Source organism: Myxococcales bacterium, from assembly GCA_016716835.1.
Lineage (GTDB): Bacteria > Myxococcota_A > Polyangia > Haliangiales > Haliangiaceae > JADJUW01.
This window is the reverse complement of the sequence record JADJUW010000001.1, coordinates 1,035,150-1,056,785: the sequence shown is the minus strand read 5'-3', so window position 1 is coordinate 1,056,785 and position 21,636 is coordinate 1,035,150. Positions and strand designations below refer to the sequence as shown.

Annotated in this window: 15 protein-coding genes and 1 pseudogene; 8 read left to right on the top strand and 8 right to left on the bottom strand. The window is 64.6% G+C overall.

Translation table 11 applies throughout. The annotated features are described in order from the left end of the window. The first annotated feature begins 168 nt into the window (after positions 1 to 168). Both genX and IPL79_04670 read left to right on the top strand, forming a co-directional pair. A complete protein-coding gene (gene genX, locus IPL79_04675; protein ID MBK9070282.1) occupies positions 169 to 1,143 on the top strand; it encodes an EF-P lysine aminoacylase GenX in 975 nt (324 codons plus the stop codon). Between the two features lie 108 nt (positions 1,144 to 1,251). Beyond that, on the top strand, positions 1,252 to 1,752 hold the full coding sequence (locus IPL79_04670) for a hypothetical protein (GenBank protein ID MBK9070281.1): 501 nt from the start codon (positions 1,252 to 1,254) through the stop codon (positions 1,750 to 1,752). Between the two features lie 10 nt (positions 1,753 to 1,762). On the opposite strand, the gene IPL79_04665 is transcribed toward IPL79_04670, so the two are convergent. The 8 genes from IPL79_04665 to IPL79_04630 all read right to left on the bottom strand — a co-directional run bounded on the left by IPL79_04665 (position 1,763) and on the right by IPL79_04630 (position 14,672). Further along, positions 1,763 to 2,287, bottom strand: a complete 525-nt coding sequence (locus IPL79_04665) for a methylated-DNA--[protein]-cysteine S-methyltransferase (GenBank protein ID MBK9070280.1) — start codon at positions 2,285 to 2,287, stop codon at positions 1,763 to 1,765. A 12-nt stretch (positions 2,288 to 2,299) separates the two neighbouring features. Beyond that, positions 2,300 to 3,025 (bottom strand): VIT family protein, encoded by a 726-nt coding sequence (locus IPL79_04660; protein ID MBK9070279.1) that lies wholly within the window; start codon positions 3,023 to 3,025, stop codon positions 2,300 to 2,302. Between the two features lie 8 nt (positions 3,026 to 3,033). Continuing rightward, positions 3,034 to 5,991 (bottom strand): excinuclease ABC subunit UvrA, encoded by a 2,958-nt coding sequence (gene uvrA / locus IPL79_04655; GenBank protein ID MBK9070278.1) that lies wholly within the window; start codon positions 5,989 to 5,991, stop codon positions 3,034 to 3,036. A gap of 321 nt (positions 5,992 to 6,312) precedes the next feature. Beyond that, entirely contained in the window at positions 6,313 to 9,219 is a 2,907-nt protein-coding gene (locus IPL79_04650; GenBank protein ID MBK9070277.1) for a DEAD/DEAH box helicase, read from the bottom strand. Positions 9,220 to 9,500: 281 nt separating this feature from the next. Then, positions 9,501 to 11,255, bottom strand: a complete 1,755-nt coding sequence (locus IPL79_04645) for a hypothetical protein (protein MBK9070276.1) — start codon at positions 11,253 to 11,255, stop codon at positions 9,501 to 9,503. After that, the gene (locus IPL79_04640) at positions 11,252 to 11,797 is read right to left on the bottom strand and encodes a hypothetical protein (protein ID MBK9070275.1); all 546 of its coding nucleotides are present in this window, start codon (positions 11,795 to 11,797) and stop codon (positions 11,252 to 11,254) included. Before IPL79_04640 ends, IPL79_04645 begins: the two co-directional genes overlap by 4 nt. 158 nt (positions 11,798 to 11,955) lie before the next feature. Further along, entirely contained in the window at positions 11,956 to 13,758 is a 1,803-nt protein-coding gene (locus IPL79_04635) for a sigma 54-interacting transcriptional regulator (protein MBK9070274.1), read from the bottom strand. After that, complete coding sequence (locus IPL79_04630; GenBank protein MBK9070273.1) at positions 13,758 to 14,672, bottom strand: hypothetical protein; 915 nt, start codon at positions 14,670 to 14,672, stop codon at positions 13,758 to 13,760. The genes IPL79_04635 and IPL79_04630 overlap by 1 nt, the downstream gene beginning before the upstream one ends. Before the next feature lie 109 nt (positions 14,673 to 14,781). On the opposite strand from IPL79_04630, the gene IPL79_04625 reads away from it, so the two are divergent. The 6 genes and pseudogenes from IPL79_04625 to IPL79_04600 all read left to right on the top strand — a co-directional run bounded on the left by IPL79_04625 (position 14,782) and on the right by IPL79_04600 (position 21,545). Continuing rightward, the gene (locus tag IPL79_04625) at positions 14,782 to 15,444 is read left to right on the top strand and encodes a site-2 protease family protein (protein MBK9070272.1); all 663 of its coding nucleotides are present in this window, start codon (positions 14,782 to 14,784) and stop codon (positions 15,442 to 15,444) included. Between the two features lie 9 nt (positions 15,445 to 15,453). Beyond that, positions 15,454 to 16,362: a segregation/condensation protein A gene (locus IPL79_04620; protein MBK9070271.1), complete on the top strand. Its 909-nt coding sequence runs from the start codon at positions 15,454 to 15,456 to the stop codon at positions 16,360 to 16,362. A gap of 55 nt (positions 16,363 to 16,417) precedes the next feature. Beyond that, the gene (scpB, locus tag IPL79_04615) at positions 16,418 to 17,362 is read left to right on the top strand and encodes an SMC-Scp complex subunit ScpB (GenBank protein MBK9070270.1); all 945 of its coding nucleotides are present in this window, start codon (positions 16,418 to 16,420) and stop codon (positions 17,360 to 17,362) included. Positions 17,363 to 17,378: 16 nt separating this feature from the next. Further along, positions 17,379 to 18,626: an rRNA pseudouridine synthase gene (locus IPL79_04610; protein MBK9070269.1), complete on the top strand. Its 1,248-nt coding sequence runs from the start codon at positions 17,379 to 17,381 to the stop codon at positions 18,624 to 18,626. Positions 18,627 to 18,704: 78 nt separating this feature from the next. Further along, positions 18,705 to 20,159, top strand: a complete 1,455-nt coding sequence (gene tldD, locus IPL79_04605; protein MBK9070268.1) for a metalloprotease TldD — start codon at positions 18,705 to 18,707, stop codon at positions 20,157 to 20,159. Then, positions 20,156 to 21,545, top strand: a pseudogene (locus IPL79_04600) (TldD/PmbA family protein). The gene tldD and the pseudogene IPL79_04600 overlap by 4 nt, the downstream one beginning before the upstream one ends. The last annotated feature ends 91 nt before the right edge of the window (positions 21,546 to 21,636 follow it).

Below are 21,636 nucleotides of genomic sequence, written 5' to 3'. Positions count from 1 at the left end.
GGATTCGGCCCGTGGCGGCGTTAGGCTTCCCGCTCGGATTCGGTCATGTACCGTCGTACACTCCCTCATCCTCGGGGGCGCCTGCCTTGCCACGAACCAAACCAGCTTCGCTCTAGGTGCTAGCGGAGAGCGCGTACGATGAAGCAGAGAGCTCCTGAGCAGGAGAGGTTGACGGAGGGGCGGAAGCGGAATTTGGTGCGGCGGGCGGGGATGATGCGGGCGCTGCGGGGGTTCTTTGAGGAAAGAGATTTTTTGGAGGTCGAGACGCCGGTGTTGGTGCCGACGCCGGGGCTTGAGGTTCATTTGAAGGCGGTGGGGGCGGATGGTGGTTATTTGATCACGTCGCCGGAATATCAAATGAAGCGGCTGTTGGTTGGTGGGCTGGAGCGCATCTATCAGGTTTGCAAGTGCTTTCGCGCGGGCGAAGAGGGCAGGCATCATTCGAGCGAGTTCACGATGCTGGAGTGGTATCGCGCCGGTGCGGAGCTTGATGAGATTGTGGCGGACACCGAAGCGCTGGTGGCGCACGTGGCGACGGCGGCGCATGGCAGGCCGGTGGTGCACGTCGCTGGCCGCGCGTTTGACGTAACGCCGCCATGGCCGCGCATGACGGTGGCGCAGGCGATGGCGCAGTTTGCCGGCATTGAACTAAAGGCGGGCGAGCCGGCGGCGACGTTGGCCGCGCGCGTTCGCGCCGCGGGCGTCGATCTCGGCACCGCGACGGCATGGGACGACGTCTTTTTTACGGCATGGGTCGAGCGCGTCGATCCTGCGCTGGCGGCGCTGCCGCATCCCATCATCGTCGAGGCGTGGCCGGTGGAGCTTGCCGCCTTGGCCAGGCGTATCCCCGGCGCGCCCCATCTCGCTGAGCGCTTTGAGGCCTATATCGGCGGCCTTGAGCTGTGCAACGCGTTTGGCGAGCTGACCGATCCGGTTGAACAGCGCGCGCGCTTCGAGCTAGACCTCGCGCAGCGCCGCGCTCGCGGCTTTGCCGAGTATCCCATCGACGAAGCGTTTTTAGCAGCGCTCGCCGAGGGCATGCCGGCCGCCAGCGGCATCGCGCTTGGCGTCGACCGCCTTGCGATGCTGCTTTGTGATAGCGAAATGCCGGGCGTGTTGACGTTTAGCGCAAACGAGCTGTAGACGCGCTGAATAATATGTTTCTTCAGGGAAGATCGTTTGCGATCGTGCGGCGTTAGACCGTGGATGCTCAATGTCTATAGGTTGTGCTTGCTTGCTTTGTTAGGGAGCATGCTTGCTTGCTCAGCCCGGCCCCCGGCCGCGTCGCAGGCCGCTAGCTCGGCCTCGGCTAGCCCGTCGCCACAGCCAGTGCTAGCTGGCAACGTCGCCGTCGCAGCGGCGAAATGCGATCCTCGCCTGGTCGTGGTGGTTGACCCGCAACTGCACGCTGGTGCTATTGAGGGCATCTACGCGTCGCTGCGCTGGTGCGCCTACGCTGAAGATAGCGCCGAGTTGGATGCGCTTTCAGTGTGGCGCGCACTCGAGAGCGAGCAGCGTAGCGCCGGCTGCGATTGCGAAACCGCAGGCCTGAGCCAAGGCATCATCAAGCTATCGCTGGCCGAGGGTCGCGTGGTAGCAAGCGTCATGTGCGGCAGCATTTGGAGCCCCGTGGCCGAAGACGAATTTTTGCCTCGCAAATTTGATATGCCTGGTGCGGCGGGCAGTTTGCCGCGGCTGGTGACGCAAGTGCTCGACCACGGGTGGTCAGGACGGTCCGTTTGCCAGCCGTAACATTTTACGATCAGAGCGACAACGCGTCGCCAGGGCGAGCCAAGCGCTCGCGCCGCAGCAGTTCGCGCTTGCGCTCGATGCCCCAGCGGTAGCCCGCGAGCGCGCCATCGCTGCGCACGACGCGATGGCACGGGATGGCAATCGCGATGGGATTGGCGCCGCAGGCCTGCGCCACGGCGCGCGTGGCTGATGGCCGGCCGATCGCTTGCGCCAGGTGGCCATAGGTGACGGTTTTGCCGGCGGGTATGGCGCCTAGCGCGTGCCACACGAGTTTCTGAAATTCAGTGCCGACGGGCTCGAGCGGAGGGGCTGCCACCACTGGCGCCCCGTCGACGAGGGCACGCGCGGCCGACATCATCGACGCGACCGCATCACCATCCGCGATGAGGTGGGCGCGCGGAAATCGCGCCGCCAGATCGGCGATCAGCGCATCGTCGTCGTCTCCGAGCAACAAGGCGCACAGGCCACGGTGATTCGCCGCGACCAAGACGCGGCCAAGCGAACATGCTGCGATCGCGTAATGGAGCGTCATCATCGCCATTGTCGGTTACGAGATCGAAACGCCGAGCAGGTGGCCAATCGCCGCGGTGAGGCCCATGGCGAGCGCGCCGCCAAGGGTTACGCGCAAAGCCGCGCGGGTAACAGGCGCGCCGCCGAGATAGCCGCTGAGCGCGCCGAGGCCGGCAAGGCTGGCCAGCGAAACGCCAAAGATCATCGCGATGCGCAGTGAGGCAGGTGCTGCGAGCAAGGCGGCAATCGGTACAAACGAAAACGTCGCAAAGCTAGCGGCGGAGATCCACGCCGCCTGAAATGGCCGCGCCAGCGTCGCGTGATCGATGCCGAGTTCGTCGCGCATGTGCGCACCTAGACCATCGTGCGCGGTTAGTTGCACCGCAACCTGCCGTGCCAGCGTCGCATCGAGCCCCCGCCGCTGATAGATCATGGTCAGCTCGTCGAGCTCGATCTCGGGCAATTCCTCGAGCTCCTTGCGCTCGCGCGCGATGTCGGCGTTTTCCGCATCTCGTTGTGAACTTACCGAGACGTACTCGCCGACGGCCATCGACATCGAACCGGCGACGAGGCCCGCGACGCCCGCGACGAGGATGGCGTCCTTGGACGCCGAGGAGGCCGCGACGCCGAGCAACAAGCTCGCCGTCGAGACAATCGCGTCGTTGGAGCCAAGCACCGCGGCGCGCAGCCAGCCGGCGCGGCCAATGCGATGGCGTTCGCCATGGGCGGGTGGGCGCAGGTCGTGGGCGTTGAGATGGCGCATGGGACTCCTTAACCGCGGCTAGCCGCAAGGCCCACTTTACGCTTGCTGGCGTGCGCCGGTTTGCCCGGTGCCACGGCGATCGCCGCCGGCGCGCGTTTTTTCGCGGCCAACAGATCTTTGAGAAAGCGCCCAGTGTGGCTCGCCGCGACCTTGGCGACGGCCTCGGGGGTGCCGCAGGCCAGCATTTCGCCGCCTCGGGAACCGCCCTCGGGGCCCATATCGATCACCCAGTCGCAGGACTTGATGACATCGAGATTGTGCTCGATGACAAGCACTGTATTGCCGCCCTCCACCAAGCGCTGCAGCACCTCGAGTAGCTTTTTGACGTCGCCAAAATGGAGGCCCGTCGTCGGCTCATCGAGCAAGTACAAGGTGCGTCCGGTCTGCACCCGCGCCAGTTCCTTGGCTAATTTTACCCGCTGCGCCTCACCGCCCGAGAGCGTGGTAGCCGCCTGGCCTAGCGAGAGATAGCCAAGGCCGACATCGACCAGCGTCCGCAGGATCCGCGACAGCTGCTTGTGGTGCGCGAAAATCTCGGCCGCTTCGTCGATTGGGGTCTCTAGAATCTCTGCGATATTTTTATTTTTGAAGCGCACGCGCAGCGTGGCGTCGTTGTAGCGCTTGCCCTTACAAACCTCGCAGGTGACGAACACGTTGGGCAAAAAGTGCATCTCGACCTCGCGCATGCCGGCGCCTTCGCAGCTTTCGCAGCGACCGCCGCCATTTTTTGCCGACACGTTGAACGAAAAGCGCCCGGCCTGATAGCCATAAGTCTTGGCCTCTTGAGTCTGCGAATAGACCTCGCGAATAATGTCGAACGCCTTGGTGTACGTGGCGGGATTGCTCCGCGGCGTCCGCCCAATTGGCTTTTGATCGATAACGATGACCTTGTCAATTTGCTCAAGGCCCGTGAGCGACTTGTATGGCCCGACGCGCTCGATGCTGCCAGTGAGCTTGCGATTAAGCGCCGGGTAAAGCGTGGCGTTAATCAGCGATGATTTGCCGGCGCCCGAGACGCCGGTGACCGCGACCATCACGCCAAGCGGAATGTCCGCATCGACATGCTTGAGGTTGTGTTCGGTCGCGCCCTTCAGCGAAATCCAGCCCTTGGCGGCGCGCCGCTGCGCCGGTGCCAGGATCGCATCGCGGCCGGAGAGAAACTTGCCTGTCGGAGAATCGGCCGCCGCCGCGATCGCTGCCGGCACGCCCTCCGCGATCACGCGCCCGCCGTGGCGACCGGCGCCGGGGCCAAAGTCGACGACCCAATCGGCGGCCTCGATCGTCGCCTCGTCATGCTCGACCACCAGCACGGTATTGCCCAAATCGCGCAGCCGGTGCAGCGTCGCGATCAGCCGCTCGTTATCGCGTTGGTGCAGGCCGATGCTCGGCTCATCGAGCACGTACAGCACGCCCGAGAGCTCCGAACCGAGCTGAGACGCCAAGCGAATCCGCTGCGCCTCGCCGCCCGAGAGCGTGCCGGCGTTGCGATTGAGCGTCAGGTAATCGAGGCCGACGTCGAGCAAGAACGCGAGGCGGTTGCGGATTTCCTTCACCACCTCGGTCGCGATCTGCGCCCTGTTGCCGGTTAGCCGCAGCGTCGTGACGAATTCGCTGGCGGCGCGCACGGTCATGCTTGTCACGTCGACGATAGATTTCTCCGCGACATAGACATGGCGCGATTCGGGGCGCAGGCGCTCGCCGCCGCAGCCGGTGCAGGCAATCGCGCGAAAAAAGGTCTCATAGTACTGCCGCGCGCGGTCGGAGTTTGACTCGCGATGGCGGCGCTCCAGTTGCGGCAGCACGCCCTCAAAACGCATGTCCCACGCGCCGTTGCCGTGCTTACCTTGCCACTCGACTTTCACCCGGTCGTCCCCCGCGCCATACAAGATGACGCTCTGGTGTTTTTCGCTCAGCTTGTGCCAAGGTTTGTCGAGGTCGATCTTGTGCGCCTTGGCCACGGCCTTGACGATATTGATCGTCCACCCCGAGTCCTTGGACACGCTGTCGCCCCACGTGGCAATCGCGCCGTCGCGGATGCTCTTGCTGGCATCGGGCACCACCAGCGCGGCATCGGCCGCCATGCGCTCGCCCAGGCCATTGCACTGCACGCACATGCCCAGCGGCGAATTAAACGAAAACGATTGCGGCGATAGTTCCGGAAAGCCAATGCCGCATTTGGCGCAGGCGTTATCTTCGGAGTAGGAGCGCAGGTTGCGCTCGCCGGCGATTTCCGCGAGCAGCTTGCCGCCACCCTCGCGCAGCGCGGTCTCCACCGAGTCGGTGAGGCGGTTCTTGTTCTCCTTGCTGATGGTGACGCGGTCGACGACGATTTCGATCGAATGCTTCTTCTGTTTTTCGAGCGCGGTGACGTCTTCGAGCCGCACCACCATGCCGTCGATGCGCACGCGGACAAAGCCCGCCTTCTTGGCGTCTGCCAGCACGTCGCGAAACTCGCCTTTGCGATTCTCCGCCTTCGGCGACAAGATCGTCACCTGGGCGCCGGCGGGTAGCGACGCTAGCTCGTCGACGATTTCAGAGGCCGAGCGCGCGCTGACGGCGCTGCCGCATTGGTGGCACATCTGGGTGCCAACGCGCGCGAACATCACGCGCAGGTAGTCGTAGATTTCGGTGACGGTGCCGACCGTCGAGCGCGGGTTAGACGTTGCCGATTTTTGCTGGATGGCGATGGTTGGCGACAGCCCCGAGATGCGCTCGTATTTGGGCTTTTCCATCTGGCCCAAGAATTGGCGCGCGTAAGCCGACAGCGATTCGACGTAGCGGCGCTGGCCCTCGGCATAGAGGGTATCGAACGCCATCGATGACTTGCCTGAGCCCGAGGGTCCGGTGATGACCACCAGCTTGTGCTTGGGAATCTCGAGCCGATCGACTTGGAGGTTGTGCTCGCGCGCACCCTCGACAATAATCGAATGTAGATTGTGCTGGTCGGAGCGAGCAGAGCGAGACATCGCGTGCAGGCTATGTCAAATGACCGCTTAGTCAAGGCGGCTACTGCTCAAAAGTGCAGCGACGATCTCGGACTAGGGCTGTCCCTAAAACCGGCAGGTTGGCGCACGTGTCTTCCTGCTCGCAGATAGCGACCCTCCGGAGCGCGGCGAGACGGCTGTGGTATCCACATCCGTCGGTGCCACGAACACCGCCGTGCAATCTATGCTCGCGGAAGCAACGTGCGCCACCCGCCGGTATGATAGCGCGCCGCTGACTTTTTGGCTTACTTCATCCGAAAGTGCTTTGGACTGGGAGGCCTATTAGGGGCACCCCCAGGTCGGTTAGGCAGTGAACGCTACGGCGACGCCTTTGACTTTTTTCTTGCCAGGCTTCTTGAGCAGCGTCGTCGCTACGACGTCGGTGACGCGAATCACGGCCGAGTCATCGCGCAGCATTACGGACGCGATGTCGGCGCTCTTGTCGCCCGCGAGCTCGCGCACGAGGTCGCGGATCGAATCCGCGGTCATGCCATGTGACTTGCCGACGTTGATGACGATGCGGCTTGGGCTGCCCGCGGCGGGCTTGCTTGCCGCGGCGGGTTTGTCTGGCCCCTTGGTCTTGGCGGCAGGTTTTTCGCTCTTGCCGGCATCTTTCTTGCTCGGGCGTTTGGCGTCCTTCGCTGCAGGTGTAGCTTTAACGGTCGCCTCCTTTGCAACGTCCTTCGTCGCGTCCTTGGCCGTCGCTTTGGCGGCTGGAGCCGGCTTGGTGCCGACTGCCTTGCCGTGTTTGGCGCCGGCGGTTTCCGTCACTGCGGCAACTGGTGCAGCGGGCTTGGCTTGCTTGTCCTCGGCCCAGGTTTCCCAGAATTCGCGCGCAGGCGCCTTTGGTCCCGCCGAGTTCGCGGCGCCGGCCGCGATGTCTGCGTCAATGGCTTTGCTTGCCGCGGCAACTTGCGCGGCGCGGTCGTTTTGCGGCGGACGCGGCTCGCCGCCACGGCCGGCTTGGGCGCGATGATCGGGCCCACGGTCGCGGCCGCCGCGCCCGCCTTCTTGTTGGCCGCGTTGTTCGTCGCGAGGTGGTCGCGGTCCACGTGCGTCCTGCCCGGCTTGTGGCGCTGCCGGTGGCGTGGCGTCTTTACGGTGATCGATATGGGCGGGACGCGCAGGCGCCGTGTGGCGATCAGCGCGATCGCTACGATCGCTGCGTTCGTCGCGCCGAGGCTGCGCGTCGCGATTTGGTGCAGGGGCGCTGCCATCTCGCGAAACCCGGTTGATGCGGCCGCCAAATTGCTTTTCGCTGCCGCCTTGGACAGGGGCAGTTTCGGCAGCCACCGCTGAAGTGGTGGGTTGAGCCGCGCCGGCCGTGATCGCCGCCGCTGGTGCGCGATCGCGGTCATGCCGCTCTGGGCGGTCGCTACGTTCTGGGCGAGCGCTGCGCTCTGGACGGTTGTCTCGGTCCGGACGGTCGCTTCTCTCTGGACGTGCGCCGAACTCTGGACGGTCGCTACGCTCTGGGCGGTCGCTGCGCTCGGGGCGGTCACTACGCTCGGGACGTGCGCCGAACTCAGGACGGTCACTACGCGCTGGGCGGTCGTTGCGATCATGTCGCTCGGCACCCTCGCTGCGCGCCGGCCGATCGCCGCGATCGCCTCGCGCATCGCGATCTGAGCGCTCGCCAAAGCGAGGACGGTCGCCGCGGTCGCCGCGCTCGGGACGATCACCATAACGCGGGCGATCGCCGCGGTCGCTGCGCTCGCCGCGATCACTGCGTTCGCCTCGCTCGTCGGCACTGTCGTCTCGCATCATCTTAGGCGCCTGCTTAGCCAAGCGCTCGCCAATGAGCAGCGCGATCAAGCGTTCAGCATCGCCGTCGGTAAGAATACGTTGCGCGACGGTGCGGTGCTCCGCCGTCGGTTCGCCAACCAGCGCGCGCCGCAGCGCCGACATGGCATCACGTGGCTGCGCGTAAATTGGTGGCAGCGGCGCGGGCAGCTTGCCCTCGAGGATGGAATCGGGCGGCAGGATTAGCTCTTGCGGCTTAATCTTGTGTTGCAACTTCAGATACCAGAACGACCCCAGCTCCTTGGGGCCAACCAGCGAAACCGCCGTGCCGTGTTTGCCAGCGCGGCCGGTGCGGCCTGTGCGGTGAACATAGATGTCGGGCGCATCGGGAAAGGCGTAGTTGACGACCAGCGACAGGTTCGAAATATCGATGCCGCGTGCCGCGACGTCGGTTGCGACGAGGAAGCGAAGATTGTGCTGCCGCATGCGTTCCATCACGCGCTCGCGGTCGGCCTGCGACAAATCGCTGGAAATCGCTTCGGCGTCGAGGCCTTGCTTGCGCAAGAAGCGCGCGACGGCGGTGGTCTCATCCCGCATGTTGCAGAAAATGATCGCGCTCTCGGGGTTTTCCTTGAACAAGATCTTGAGCAGGTCGCGCATGCGGGCGATGCCGCTGACGACGTAATACTGGTGCGTAATATTCGCGACGCCGACGTTGTCGCCCGACAGCGAGATGGTCTCGGGCTTGGTCATGTAGCGCTTGGCATAGCGGCCGACTTCGTCGGGCATGGTCGCCGAGAAGAGCAGCGTCTGGTGCTGCTTGGGCAGCTGCTTGGTGATGCGCTCGATGTCTTCGAAAAAGCCCATCGACAGCATTTCGTCGCATTCGTCGAGGACGAAGGTGCGCAGATGGGAGACGTCGAGCGTCTTGCGTGCGAGATGGTCGAGCACGCGGCCCGGCGTGCCGACGACGATATGAACGCCTTCTTGCAACGCGCTAATTTGTTTGCCGATCGGCGCGCCGCCGTAAATCGCCTCGACGCGCACGCCGCGATGCTTGCCGAGATAACCGAGTTCCTTGGCGACCTGGATCGCAAGCTCACGCGTCGGCGCGAGCACGAGCGATTGCACGCCGGTTAGGTCGGTGTGCACCGCGTTGATGATGGGCAAGCCAAAGGCCGTGGTCTTGCCCGTGCCGGTGCGCGACTGCACCATGAGATCTTTGCCGGCGCTGACCGGGCCAAACACCGCGAATTGCACCGGGGTCGGCGTGACGTAGCCGAGGTCGTCGAGCGAAAGCTGCAGCTCGGGGTGCAGGTTAAGCGCCGCAAACGTAGGCGCGACAACTTGCTCGTCGCCGCTTGGTTCGTCGGCGCCCGCATCGGGCTTGCCCGCTAGCAGGGCATCGGTGGTGGCGAGGAGGTCAGCGTTGGGGGATTCGGGGAGCAAAGATATATTGGTTGACATAGGTGGCTTCCGTGCAGGCTGCGACGTGTTTGGTGCGCCTTGTGTTGTGTCCGTGCGTTGCCGACGTGCCGCCATACCGCGCATGCGTGTTGTCCATTTCTAGGACGGTGCGGGGGAGGCGTGCGTGGGAGGGCATACGGGTGGACGTATCTGCTGATTGTCTGTCTAGTGCTATTTGGGGGGACCATAGTCGCATGGCCCTGTCGCGTCAACCGTCGACTGGCGCTACTGCGGCCAGTCACGCAAACGGGGCGCCTGAGCCTGTTTGTCGGGGTTAGCCGCTACAGCGCGGGCAGCGAATTTGGGATGACTAGCAGCACGTCGCCATTGGCATCGGTGATCCCCGACGCAACGACAACTTCAGGCAGCTCGCAGCTCGGCGGCGCGAATTCGCTGTTGAGGCATGGGTTAATCGAATTTACCCGGTAGAGCGTGATGCGAGCCCCCTCGGCCGGGCGGCCATTGGGAAAGATGGCGCGCGCGTGGGCGGCGCTGGCGCTGGGCAACGACAGGTCGATTTCCCTCGAGGCGGCGGCGCCGAGTTCGAGCACCGTTGCCCAACGCGGCAAGGGTGTTGGCGACGCCTCAGGTGGCACGATACTTAGCCGCCAATTCCCAAGGTCGTGCCACGACGTGTCGACCCACAGCACGTATGACCCGTCGGGCGCCGTCAGGGTTGCGGCCGCGGCTTGCGCGCTTATGATGGCCTGCAGCTCGGGAGGCTTGCTCCACAGCGTGCCGACGCTGGGCACAAGCGTTAGCGTCGCGCCCGCTACCGGTTCTCCCAGCGCCATCAAGCGACCCACGACCGAGGTGCGGCTCGGCAGCACGTGCTCTTGTTTTAGTTGCGCGAGGGTGACTGGCTTGCGATAGAGGCTGCCGATTTCACCCGCGCCCGCGTGGATCACCGTGAGGTAGTACGTGGCGGCGTCGGTGGGCACCTGGAGGACTTCTGGTCCTGTCGCATCGATTGGGACCTCGACGCGAAACATGGCCGTCGCCGAAGCATTGGGCGCCGGATCAAACTGCGCCTCGATGATGACCCGGCCGGCCTCGGGGACCACCTTGGTGCCGCTGCTCGCATAGCCCGCGGCCTCAATCGTGACGAACGTCGACGGCGTAATGGTGACCGTGACGTCGCCCGCGACGGTCTCGCCGTCGCCAAGCGCGATTGGCGTTTTGTACGTCGGCGCGATGGTCAGCGGGCCCGGTGCCACCACGAGGTCGGCCTGCGACAAAGCCAGCGGCGACACGGGCACTGAAAATTCACCGTCGGCATTTGTGGTCACCACCGCGGAGATGCGCTCGCCCGCGCGGTCGGTGGCAAACCTGCCGTGCAGCGATACTTCATAGCCAACGGCGGGGGCCGCATTGCTCAGCACGACGCGGCCAACGACGCGACGCGCCTGACCGTCGATTAACACGTTAAGCGGCGAGAGCACCGAGAAGGGCGTGGGAACGGCAATGCGCGTGCTTGGCAGCCATGCGCTCCACGCCGCGCCCTCAGCATTCATCGGGGTGATCGCAAGCGAGGCCGTCTGCGCCGGCGCGCTCTGTGCGGCCACACTGAACTGAAACACGCCTAGCGCCGCCTGATCGACGGGCAACGCCGTATAGCTTGAGGGGCCTCCCACAAAGGCGCTGCGCTGCGATAAGGTGAGCAAGGCCTGCACCCCATCGAGGCCAACGCAGGCATCGCACGCGGTGGCGAGCGCACCGGGCAGCACGATGGTATCGGCCAAGGCATAGGTGCCCAGCTCGCCCGCGCCCGAGATAAACACGTTGGGATACGACGCCTGCGACGCATTCGTGCTCGCGCCGGCAGGCGAGACGACGACCCCGAACGCGCCGCCTGGTGGGTCGCCGTAGCACTGGTTCGCGAGACAAATTTGGTCGCTCGGGCAATCGCTGGAGGTTTGGCACGATGCGGGCGGCGAGGTTGCGTCCTCGGGTAGGGCGATGCAGCCCGATAACGCGACGGCTACACCCACCGCCGTGCCGAGCGCCCGTGAGGACGCATGGAGCAAGCGCATCATAAGACGGCCTCCACGTTGGCCTTGCCGGGTAGATTGTCGCCGTCGTCTGCGCCGCCGCCGCTATCGTCGGTCAGGCTGTCGACGCACAAAAGTGAGTATACCTTTTCATAGCGGTAGCCGGGCTCAGGCACCGCGCGAAACAAGTCGTCGCCGGTGCCGAGCGCGGGCTCGCGATCGTAGGCATCGACGAGCAAGGTGCGGCTGATGCCGATATCACCAGGCAGACATACGCCGCGGATGTCACATGAGATCGTGCGGTCGGTGTTTTCGCCGACGACAACCGGCCCGACGCGGCAGCTCGGCGTGCGCGTCGGTTGCGGATCAGGCAGACCGTAATCGACAAACAGTTGCACGAACAGCGCGTCGGACAGATCGAGGTCGCGCACCAGCAGCGTCGCGGTGCCGGCGCCGCGCACCAGCGTGACGGGCCCAGGCCACGGCAGCTCATCACCGGTGGGACCGCGCACCGAGAGAATGACCGGCGGCGAGTTTGACTCGGCCGGCGGTTCTAGCTCAAGCGTTGGCGGAAAGCAGCCCAGCATGGGTATGAGCCCTATAACAAGCATACGGCGTGCCAAGCGGTGAATCCGAGTTTGCTTGTGGTTATGAGTAGATAAGCGAGTCGCGTCGAGCAACTGCAGCCCTAGCGCGACACTACCCTGACACGGATGTCCGCGTTCGCGTCGATAGCGCCTAATCATCATTCCAGGTCCTCGCCCTCGGCGCGCTCGATATAGCGATAAATTGTGCGTGGATCGACGTCCAGGTCGCGCGCGGTTTGGCTGCGATTGCCGCGGTTGCTGGCGAGCACGTCGCGCACATACTGCCGCGCAAAATGTTCTTTGGCGTCGGCGAGCGACATCGGCTTGGCCGCCGCCGCATCGGCGAAGCCAACGTCGGCGAGATCGATGATGGGACCACTCGAAAAAACCACTGCGCGGCGCAGGCGGTTTTCGAGCTCGCGAATATTGCCCGGCCAACCATAGCGGCGAAACGCAGCGACGGCTGACGGCGAGAGCGACCAGGCGGCAGCGCCGGTCTCCGCCGCGAGCTTGCCGAGGATGGTGCGCGCGATGATGACGACGTCGTCGCCGCGATCTCGCAGGGGCGGCAGGTCGATATGCACCACGTTGAGGCGGTAAAAAAGATCTTCGCGGAACCGCCCGGTCTTGACGTCGGCCTCGAGGTCGCGGTGCGTCGCGGTAACAATACGGATGTTGACGGCTTCGGGCTTTTCGGCACCGACGCGCATGATCACGCGTTCCTGCAGCGCCCGCAGCAGCTTGACCTGCAGCCCCAGCGCAAGCTCACCGATTTCGTCGAGAAACAGCGTGCCGTTTTGCGCCGCGCCGAACATGCCGAGCTTGGTGGCAACCGCCCCCGTGAAGGCGCCCTTGACGTGGCCAAACAGCTCAGACTCCAGCAGCTCGGCCGGGATGGCCCCACAGTTAACGGCGACAAAGGGGCCGGCGCGCCGTGGCGACCGGCGATGGATTTCGCGGGCAATCAGCTCCTTGCCGGTGCCGGTCTCGCCGGTAATGAGGACGGAGACCTCGGTCGCTGCGACCTTATCGACGCGGGCAAAGACGGCCTGCATGGCGGGGCTGGTCCCCACGAGCTGGCCAAACCGCGGCTCGGCGATGCGCGACTTTAACTGGGCGGTCTCGCCGCGTAGTTGCGCCACGAGCATCGCGTTGCCGATAAGCAGCGCCGCCTGCGAGGCAAACGTCGAGACCAGCCCCTGCGTCTGCGTGGTGAAAAAATTCGCGACGGAATGGCTGCCGAGATAGATCACGCCAAGCAAGCGGGTGCGATCGAGCAGCGGCACGCACAGCGCGCTGCACAGCCCCAGCGCGACAATGCTCTTGGCGCCGGCCAGCTCGTGCTGCAACGAACTCTCGACCAACACCGGCGCGCGCGTCTCGACGCAGCGCGCGACGATGGAATCCGACATTTGCTCGACCGCGTGCGCGACGTTTTCGCGCTTGACGTTGCGGGCGACCGCGACCTCGAGCACGCCGTCGCGGCTGGTCAGCAAAAAGCCGCTGTGCGCGCGCGAGAGCTCAATGAGGGCGTCAATTAGTTCTTCGAGCAAGGCGTCGACGTCGTCGCGGCCAGCCAGCGCCGCCGAAAAGGCCGCCAGCTTGCGATAGGCGTCGATCTCAAGCTGGCTGGCGTTAGCGGGCCCACGGTCGGCGAGGGGGGGCGGCGCCGCCTCGAATAGGCGAAACGAAAATTGGCAGATGCCAATCGAAAACACGTCGCCATCGCGCAGGGTGTGGCGTCCACGTTGCTTGTCGTTGACGAGCAGCTCCAGCTTGCGGTCGGTGGTTTTGAGTTCAAACGCCGTGCCGTCGCTGCGGATGACGGCATGGCACGGCGAGGCCAGGGGGTCGCTGATGACAATATCGCTCGCCGGGTCACTGCCAATGGTCAACTCGGGCCCCCGCAGCGCAAACACGCGCGGCGCTTGGCCAGGAACAAGGTATTGCAGCTCGGCCATTAGCGTTCCCAGACCAAGCCCAGCCCCGCAGCCAGCCCGCGGTGCTGCTCGAGGTCAACCATCGGCAAAAGGCGCGGGCCCTTGCGGCGAGACGATTTGGCCCTTGCGGTCGCCGCGGCCGCGGGCAGCGTTTCCTGCATCAGCGACTCGTCGGCCTGAATTTGTACCCGCGGTTGGTAGTTGACCAAGGCGTCGACGACGCTCCACGCGTAGAGCGCATAAAACGTTACGCCAAAGGCAATGCCAGCTTGTTGCAACGAGCGCACCGTGCGTGCGTCCTCGGGCGGCACGGCACCCTTGTAGCCATACGTGCCAACGAGATAGCCCCACACCGCGATCGATGCGCCGCCGGTGGCCGCCTGCCCAACAAACGAAATCATCGCCTTGGTGCGCTGTTTATTTTGAAATTGGCCGGCGCCCAGGGGTACAAAATTAACCACGTACGAGCGTCGTTCGACAAAGACCAGGCTCTCGCGAAACTTACGCAGGCGGTCTTTTTCGGCCGCCAATTCGCGTTTATCATCTTCGCGTTGTTCGCGCTCGACCAAGGCACGCTTGGTCTCGCGAAAAAAGGCGACCGTCTCGGCTGCATAGACGAGCGGGTCGATGTCGGTCCCGCGGTCAAGGAACAGCGCTTCCTCAAATTCGCGCCGCGCCGCCGCCGCGTCGCCAGCCTGCAAGCGACACGCGCCGAGCAGAAGGTGCGCCTCGATGAGATCGTTGGTGCGCGCCAGCCGCGGCGTTGGGTACAAAATATCAGAAAGTCGGGGCGCCGCCTCGGCACAGGCGGCACGGCGGAAGGCGGCGCGCGCCTCGCTGAGCTGCTCAGGCGGCGTCGGGTCCGCGGCGGCGGTGGCGATGCCGACGAGCGCGCACGCTAGTGTCGCAACCCAAGGATGCAGCCGAAACGCCATCGCGGCGATGCTAACACAAGGGGGCACAGCGCGGTCGCCCCAAATCGCCGCCGACGATCGCCGCGAGGAGGCGATTGCAACCTCGACCAAGCCCGGTCATAGTGCCGCCATGGACACTAGTCCTGAAAACATTCGCTTTGTGATCCAGGCCATGGTCATCCTGGTCTTGTCGATCGGCGTCCACGAATTTGGCCACGCCTTCGTCGCCGATCGCTTGGGCGACGGCCTACCGCGCAGCCAAGGCCGCGTGACGCTCAATCCGCTGGCTCACGCCGATCCGATCGGCACCTTTATGTTTCCGCTGTTTGGCATGCTAGCCGGCGCTGCGGCGCCTGGTTGGGGTCGCCCGGTCATGGTGCAGCCGACACGCTTTACGCGGCGATTTTCGATGGACATCGGCCACTTGTTTGTCGCCATCGCCGGGCCCGCGATGAATTTATTGTTTGGTTCGCTGATCGGTGTGCTGCACATCGTGCTCATCAAGACCGGCGTCTTGGGCGGGGGCTCGCCCCTGCATGGCGCGCTGCAGCTCGGGGTGGTCCTGAACTTCATGCTGATGATGTTCAATCTCATTCCCATCGCGCCGCTTGACGGCGGCACGGTCTTACGCGGCCTGCTCTCAACCAAGGCGCGACATACGTACGACCAGGTCGCCGTCTATGGCCCGTTTATCGTGATTGGCTTTATGATCCTGCCGCCGCTGCGCGGCTTCATTACCGGCCCGGCGCAGTTCCTCGCGCGCCAACTTTACTCACTCGGTGGCATAGGGTAACGAGCTGGGATGGCGGCACCAACCACGAGGCAGGGCGGCGACACGTATAGTGTCGAGCTCGAAATGTTCGAGGGGCCGCTCGATCTGTTGCTGCACCTGGTAAAAAAGCACGAACTCAATATTCTCGATATCCCCGTCGGCTTTGTCACCGAAAAATACCTCGCCTACCTCGACGCCTGGCACAATTTAGACGTCGATGTTGCCGCCGAATATTTGGTGATGGCGGCGACGCTTTGCTACATCAAGAGCCGCGAGCTCTTGCCGCGCGATGCCGTAGTGGACGCCGACCCGGGCGAGGACGAACTCCTGGCCGGCGAAATGATCGACCCGCGGGCGGAGCTGATTCGCCGCCTGCTCGAGTATCAAAAGTACCGCGAGGTGGCCGATGGCCTCGGCAATCGGCCCGTGGTCGGTCGCAACGTTTGGATGCGCGGCGCCGATACCGAAGATGTCGTGGCCGAAAACGTCAGCCCGGACGCCGTCGCGCCGCTGGCGCCGTTTCCGGTCGGCAAGCTGATCGAGGCCTTCGATCGCCTGATGCAACGCGCCAAGCTCAAGGTCAGCCACAACGTCATCATCGACCGGCTTTCGGTCAGTCAGAAAATCGCCGAACTCACCGAGCTGATCGAGCGCGAGGCGAGCGTTAGCTTTTTTGCGCTATTTTCGTTTATCCGCGATGGGCGCGAGGTCAGCGCCGAGGAGCTGCGGCACGAGGCCGTGGTGACGCTATTGGCAATTTTGGAGCTCGGCAAGTTGCGGCTCATTCGCATCTCGCAGGCTTTGGTGAGCGATGACGCCGTAGGCGAGGGTGCCGAAGGTGGCGAACGCTTGGGCGGCGATATCATGATCGAACGCGCCACCGACGACCTGCGATCGCGGGTTTCCGAGACCGTCGCCGGCGCCGACGAGTATCGCTAGGGGGCTAGCGACGATTCCGGTTGGGCCTGTCAGGGGGCCGTGATAAGCCCCTGCCGTGGCCCGAAATAAGCGAGCGCGCAAGCAAACTGGCCAGGCAGAGGCCCCCGAGGCCGTTGCCGACGTAACGACCGAGGTGGTCGAAACGGCGAACGACGATGAAGCCCCCGTGGGCGACGCCACGCTTATGGCGGCCGCCGAACCGACCGCAGGCGACGACGCGTCTGAGCGTGGCGAATTGGCGGCGGATGGCCAGTTAGACCAAGAGGCAGGCGATTTGGCAGCCGATGCGCCCGACGATGCACCGCTCGACCTCGCCGCAGACGACGATGAAACCGATGCCTCGGCGCTCTCGGATGACGACTGCAAGCGCCTGATTACGGCGCTGGTATTTGCCTCGGACCGGCCGCTGCCGCTGCCGCGAATTCGCCAGCTTTTGCGGATGCGCGATATGAAACGCGTGACACGACTGGTCGCCGAGTTGGTGGCCAGCACACAGGACGATGGCATCGTTTTGGGCGAGGCGTCGTCGGGCTTTCAGTTCCGCACCAACCCGCGCTTTTCCGGTTGGGTGCAGCACATCATCGCGGGCCGCCCGGTGCGCCTGTCGCGCGCGCAGCTCGAAACGCTTGCCATCGTCGCGTATCGCCAGCCAATTACGCGGCCGGAGATCGATGACATCCGCGGCGTCGATTCAGGCGCCACCCTAAAGATTTTGCTCGAGCGCAATTTAATTAAGATGCTCGGCAAGCGCGAAGAAGCAGGGCGGCCCATCTTATATGGGACGACGCGAGAGTTCCTCGATTTCTTCAGCTTAGGGGACCTTCGCGACTTGCCTACGCTGCGTGAATTCACCGAGCTTTCGCCCGAAAACCAGGCCTTGCTGGAACGTCAGCAGCCGCTTGCGGGCGACGATCTCGACCCAGGTACGCCCGCGGTAGAGGTCTTGGCGCAATTGCCTGACTTCGATGACGTCGACGAGGGCGAAGTCGCGATGAATTAGGTACAACGCACGCGTTATGTCGAGTAAAATTAGATTGCAGCGGTTCATTGCCCAAGCTGGCATCGCCGCGCGGCGCAAGGCGGAGGACCTCATCGTCCAAGGCCGCGTCAAGGTCAACGGCAAGGTCGTGACCGAGCTCGGCACGCAGGTCGATCCGACCACGGACATGGTGTCGGTGGACGGGCAGGGCCTGCACAAAGAAGACGCCGTCTATATCTTGTTCAATAAGCCCAAGGGCTGCATCACGTCGCTGGCCGATGATGAAGGCCGCCTGACGGTGATGGACTATCTGCCGAACTTGCCGGCCCGCGTTGCCCCGGTGGGGCGACTCGATTTCTACACCGAGGGCGTGCTCTTGCTAACCAACGACGGCGAGCTCGCGTCACGCCTGCTTGCGCCCAAGCACCACGTCGAGAAGACGTATCACGTCAAAGTGCGCGGCACGCTTTCAGAGCTCAACATCAAGCAGCTGCGGCGCGGCGTCACGCTCGACGATGGCAGTAAGACCATGCCGGCCGAAGTTTCGATGCTGCCAGGCGAGAGCAAGCACAGCTGGGTGGCGATCACCCTGCACGAGGGCAAGTCGCGGCAGATTCACCGCATGATGGAGGCGGTTGGGTTCACCGTAACCAAGCTACAACGCGTCGCCTTTGGCAATTTGACGCATTTTGGCCTGCGCGTCGGCGATGCCCGCGAGCTGAACCAACACGAGCTTAACGAGCTGCGCACGCTAGCCGGGCTAGGGCCCAGCAAGGGCGTCGCGCGCGGCAAATGGACCGCCAAGCGCGAAGACACCGAGCTGGCGCGTCGTGCGCATGCGCGGGGTCAGCTCGAAGCGGCTGCGGCGGCTGGCGCCAGCGAACCCGTTAAAGGCCCGAGCGCCGCACCGCCGCCGCGCGCGCCGCGGCCATCGTCGACGGGGCCTCGTGGTGGCGCGGAGCGCGGCTCCGATCGCGGGACGGGTCGCGCTGCCGATCGCGGCGGACGCAGCAGGCCTGGCGGCGCCGCGAGCAAGCGCCCCGGATCGGATAGGCCGCAGGCTGGTCGCCCCGCGCTCGCACGCGATAGTCGACCCGCGCGCACGGCTGGAGCATCGCGCGCGGCTGGGGCATCGCGCACCGCTGGGGCATCGCGCACGGCTGGGGCGTCGCGCAGCGCCGCAACTGCCAAACCCAAGACTCGCACCTTATCCTCCACCGCCAGCGGCCGCAGCGCGCCACGCGATAAAAAGCCGGCGGCCCGAGCGCTTAGCAAACGGCGCTAGCGCGGGTCCTGCCGCAATAGGCAGCGAGTATGCGCCGCGGCGATCGCTCGTGTGCGCATTTGTGATTACACTACCGCCATGCCTGTTAACGCACCCCTTGGGCTTCGCGCCCCCTTTGCCCCTGGAGGCCTGCACGCCATCGATGACGCGCTCGCGACGTCGCTGCTAGACGCCGCGCTGCAAAGTGGCGGTGACTATGCCGACCTATATTTTGAATTTCGCGTTAGCGCCGACTACGCGCTCGAGGAAGAAAAGGTCAAGACCGTTGGCCGCGGCGTTTCGCTCGGCCTTGGCGTCCGCGTCTTGGCTGGCGACGCCACCGGCTATGCCTATACCGAGGATTTGCGACCAGAGCGCATGCTGCATGCGGCGCGCACCGCCGGGCAAATCGCCGCGACGGGCGCGCGGGTGGCACCGGTGGCGGCTAACACCGCCCAGGTTGCCGATTACTACGCGGTTCCAACGCTGTCGCTGGTGGTGCCCGTCGCCGAAAAATTAGCCTTGCTCAGGGCTGCCGATCAGGCGGCGCGCGCCTACGATCCGCGCATCGAAAAGGTCGAGGCTTCGTTCGCCGAGAGCCTGCGCGAGGTGCTGGTGATTACCTCGGATGGCCGCCGCGCCACCGATCTGCAACCGATGATTCGCTTTGGCGTGCGCGCCGTCGCGGAAGACGGCGGCAAGCGCCAAGCCGGCAGCTCGGGCGGCGGCGGACGCCTGGGCCTTGAATACTTTGGCCAGGCGGAGCGCGATGCCGCGGCGCACGGGCGCGAAGCCGCGCGCATCGCCATCACCATGCTGGGCGCCGTCGACGCGCCGGCGGGCGATATGCCGGTCGTGCTTGCGGCGGGTGATTCGGGCATCTTGCTGCACGAGGCGGTGGGGCACGGCCTCGAGGCCGATTTTAATCGCAAGAAAACCTCGAACTACACCGACCAGATCGGCCAGCGCGTCGCCTCAGACCTTTGCACCGTGGTCGATGACGGCACCATTGGCGATAGCCGAGGCACCATCAACGTCGACGACGAAGGCTATCTCCCTAAGCGAAATCTACTCATCGACAAGGGCATCCTGGTTGGCTACATGCACGACCGCCTCAGCGCTCGCCATTTTGGCGTCGCGCCGAGCGGCAATGGGCGGCGCGAATCGTTTCAGTCCATGCCGCTGCCGCGCATGACGAACACGCTGATGCTCGGCGGGCAGGAAGACCCCGCGGACATCATTGCCTCGGTGACGCGAGGCGTGTACGCCAAGCGGTTTTCGGGTGGGCAGGTCAATATTTCCAACGGCGATTTCGTGTTCTCGTTGACCGAGAGCTACCTCATCGAAAATGGCAAGATCACCGCGCCGCTCAAAGGCGTCAATCTAATCGGCAATGGGCCCGCCGTGCTGCGGCAGCTCGACCGCCTGGGCAACGACTATACGCTTTCGGATGGCATGTGGACGTGTGGCAAGGATGGCCAGTCGGTGCCGGTTGGCGTCGGCACGCCGACGGTCCGCATCGCAAGCATCACGGTGGGAGGCACGCAACGATGAGCACCGCAATTAACGAAAACGAACTAAAAGAACTACGCGACCTCTCCCAGCGCGTCGTCGAGCTTTCGCGCGCTGCGGGCGCCACCGACGCCGAAGTGCTGACGCGCTCGGGCAGCGAGCTGACGACCAAGATTCGGCTCGGCGAGCCCGAGCTGGTGCAAGAGGCGGGTAGTCGCGCGCTAGGGCTGCGCCTCTTTTGTCGGCGATCGCAAGGCGATCACGTACACCTCGGATTTGCGCCTCGACTCGTTGCGCGACTTTATCGCCTCGACCGTCGAGCTGGCGCAATATGCCGAACCCGACGACGTCGGCGGCTTGCCGGAGGCGGCCGAAATGGCGAAGGAGTTTCCGGAACTCGATCTGTATGACGCCGCCATGCCTGAAATCTCGGCGGCGTGGGCGCTTGAGCAGTGTCGGCGCGCCGAACGCGCGGCGATGGCGCATGACGCGCGGCTGCACAATTCCGATGGCGCAACGTGGTCGTCGACGATCGGCGCCACTGTATTTGCCAACTCGCGCGGCTTTGTTGGCGGCTACCGCGGCTCGTATGGCTCACTCGTCGTCGAGCCGATTTGCGACGACGACAAAGACCCAACCAAGAAGCGCAATGGCCATTGGTGGACGGCGGGGCGCTTCTTGGCGCAGCTTGAGTCGCCCGAGGCCGTTGGCGTTGAGGCCGCGCGCCGCACGCTGGCTCAGCTCGGCACGCGCAAAATTGCGACGCAGGATTGCCCTATCGTGTTTGACCCCGAGGTGGGGCGCGCGATCGTCGGGTCGGTCTTTTCGGTTACCAACGGCGCGGCGATGTGGCGAAAGTCGACCTACCTCGTCGGCAAGGAGCACCAGCAGATCGCCTCGCCGTTGCTAACCATCGTCGACGATCCGCATCTGCCGCGCGGGCCAGGCTCCAAGCCCTTTGATGGCGATGGCTTGGCAACGCGGCGCAACGTCGTCGTCGATCGTGGCGTCTTGGCGACGGTGCTGTGTGACGTCTACAGCGCGCGGAAATTGGGTCGCGCTTCGACTGGGTCAGCGGGTCGAGGCATTGGCGGCAATCCCGGACCTACCACGAGCAACCTCATCATGGCGGCCGGCAACATGACCCGGCAGGCGCTGCTGCGGGACACGAGACGCGGCCTCTACGTCACCAGCCTAATGGGATTTGGCTTTAACCCGACCACGGGCGACTTCTCACGCGGCGCGCAGGGCTTCTGGATCGAAGACGGCGAAATGGTTCACCCGGTGAGCGAGGTGACGATTTCCGCCAACTTCGCGGAAATCCTTGGCCGCATCGACGCCGTCGCCGACGACCTCGTGATTCGCAGCTCGACGGCGTGCCCGACATTTCGCGTGTCAAGCATGACGGTGGCTGGCGGCGCAACGTAACCCGCTAGCGGTGCAGGTAGGAACGGCGCCTACAGCGCGGCGAGGTAGGCTGTCGCGATAGCTGCTGCGTTGACCGCAATCGCCTTGACCC

Bases quoted from the DNA above. Each gene is read 5' to 3' on its own strand.
- IPL79_04635 (MBK9070274.1), bottom strand. From the start codon at position 13,758: ATGGCCGAGCTGCAATACCTTGTTCCTGGCCAAGCGCCGCGCGTGTTT.
- uvrA (MBK9070278.1), bottom strand. From the start codon at position 5,991: ATGTCTCGCTCTGCTCGCTCCGACCAGCACAATCTACATTCGATTATT.
- IPL79_04650 (MBK9070277.1), bottom strand. From the start codon at position 9,219: ATGTCAACCAATATATCTTTGCTCCCCGAATCCCCCAACGCTGACCTC.
- IPL79_04620 (MBK9070271.1), top strand. From the start codon at position 15,454: ATGGCGGCACCAACCACGAGGCAGGGCGGCGACACGTATAGTGTCGAG.
- IPL79_04665 (MBK9070280.1), bottom strand. From the start codon at position 2,287: ATGATGACGCTCCATTACGCGATCGCAGCATGTTCGCTTGGCCGCGTC.
- IPL79_04645 (MBK9070276.1), bottom strand. From the start codon at position 11,255: ATGATGCGCTTGCTCCATGCGTCCTCACGGGCGCTCGGCACGGCGGTG.
- IPL79_04670 (MBK9070281.1), top strand. From the start codon at position 1,252: ATGCTTGCTTGCTCAGCCCGGCCCCCGGCCGCGTCGCAGGCCGCTAGC.
- IPL79_04610 (MBK9070269.1), top strand. From the start codon at position 17,379: ATGTCGAGTAAAATTAGATTGCAGCGGTTCATTGCCCAAGCTGGCATC.
- tldD (MBK9070268.1), top strand. From the start codon at position 18,705: ATGCCTGTTAACGCACCCCTTGGGCTTCGCGCCCCCTTTGCCCCTGGA.
- IPL79_04660 (MBK9070279.1), bottom strand. From the start codon at position 3,025: ATGCGCCATCTCAACGCCCACGACCTGCGCCCACCCGCCCATGGCGAA.
- IPL79_04625 (MBK9070272.1), top strand. From the start codon at position 14,782: ATGGACACTAGTCCTGAAAACATTCGCTTTGTGATCCAGGCCATGGTC.
- IPL79_04630 (MBK9070273.1), bottom strand. From the start codon at position 14,672: ATGGCGTTTCGGCTGCATCCTTGGGTTGCGACACTAGCGTGCGCGCTC.
- IPL79_04640 (MBK9070275.1), bottom strand. From the start codon at position 11,797: ATGCTGGGCTGCTTTCCGCCAACGCTTGAGCTAGAACCGCCGGCCGAG.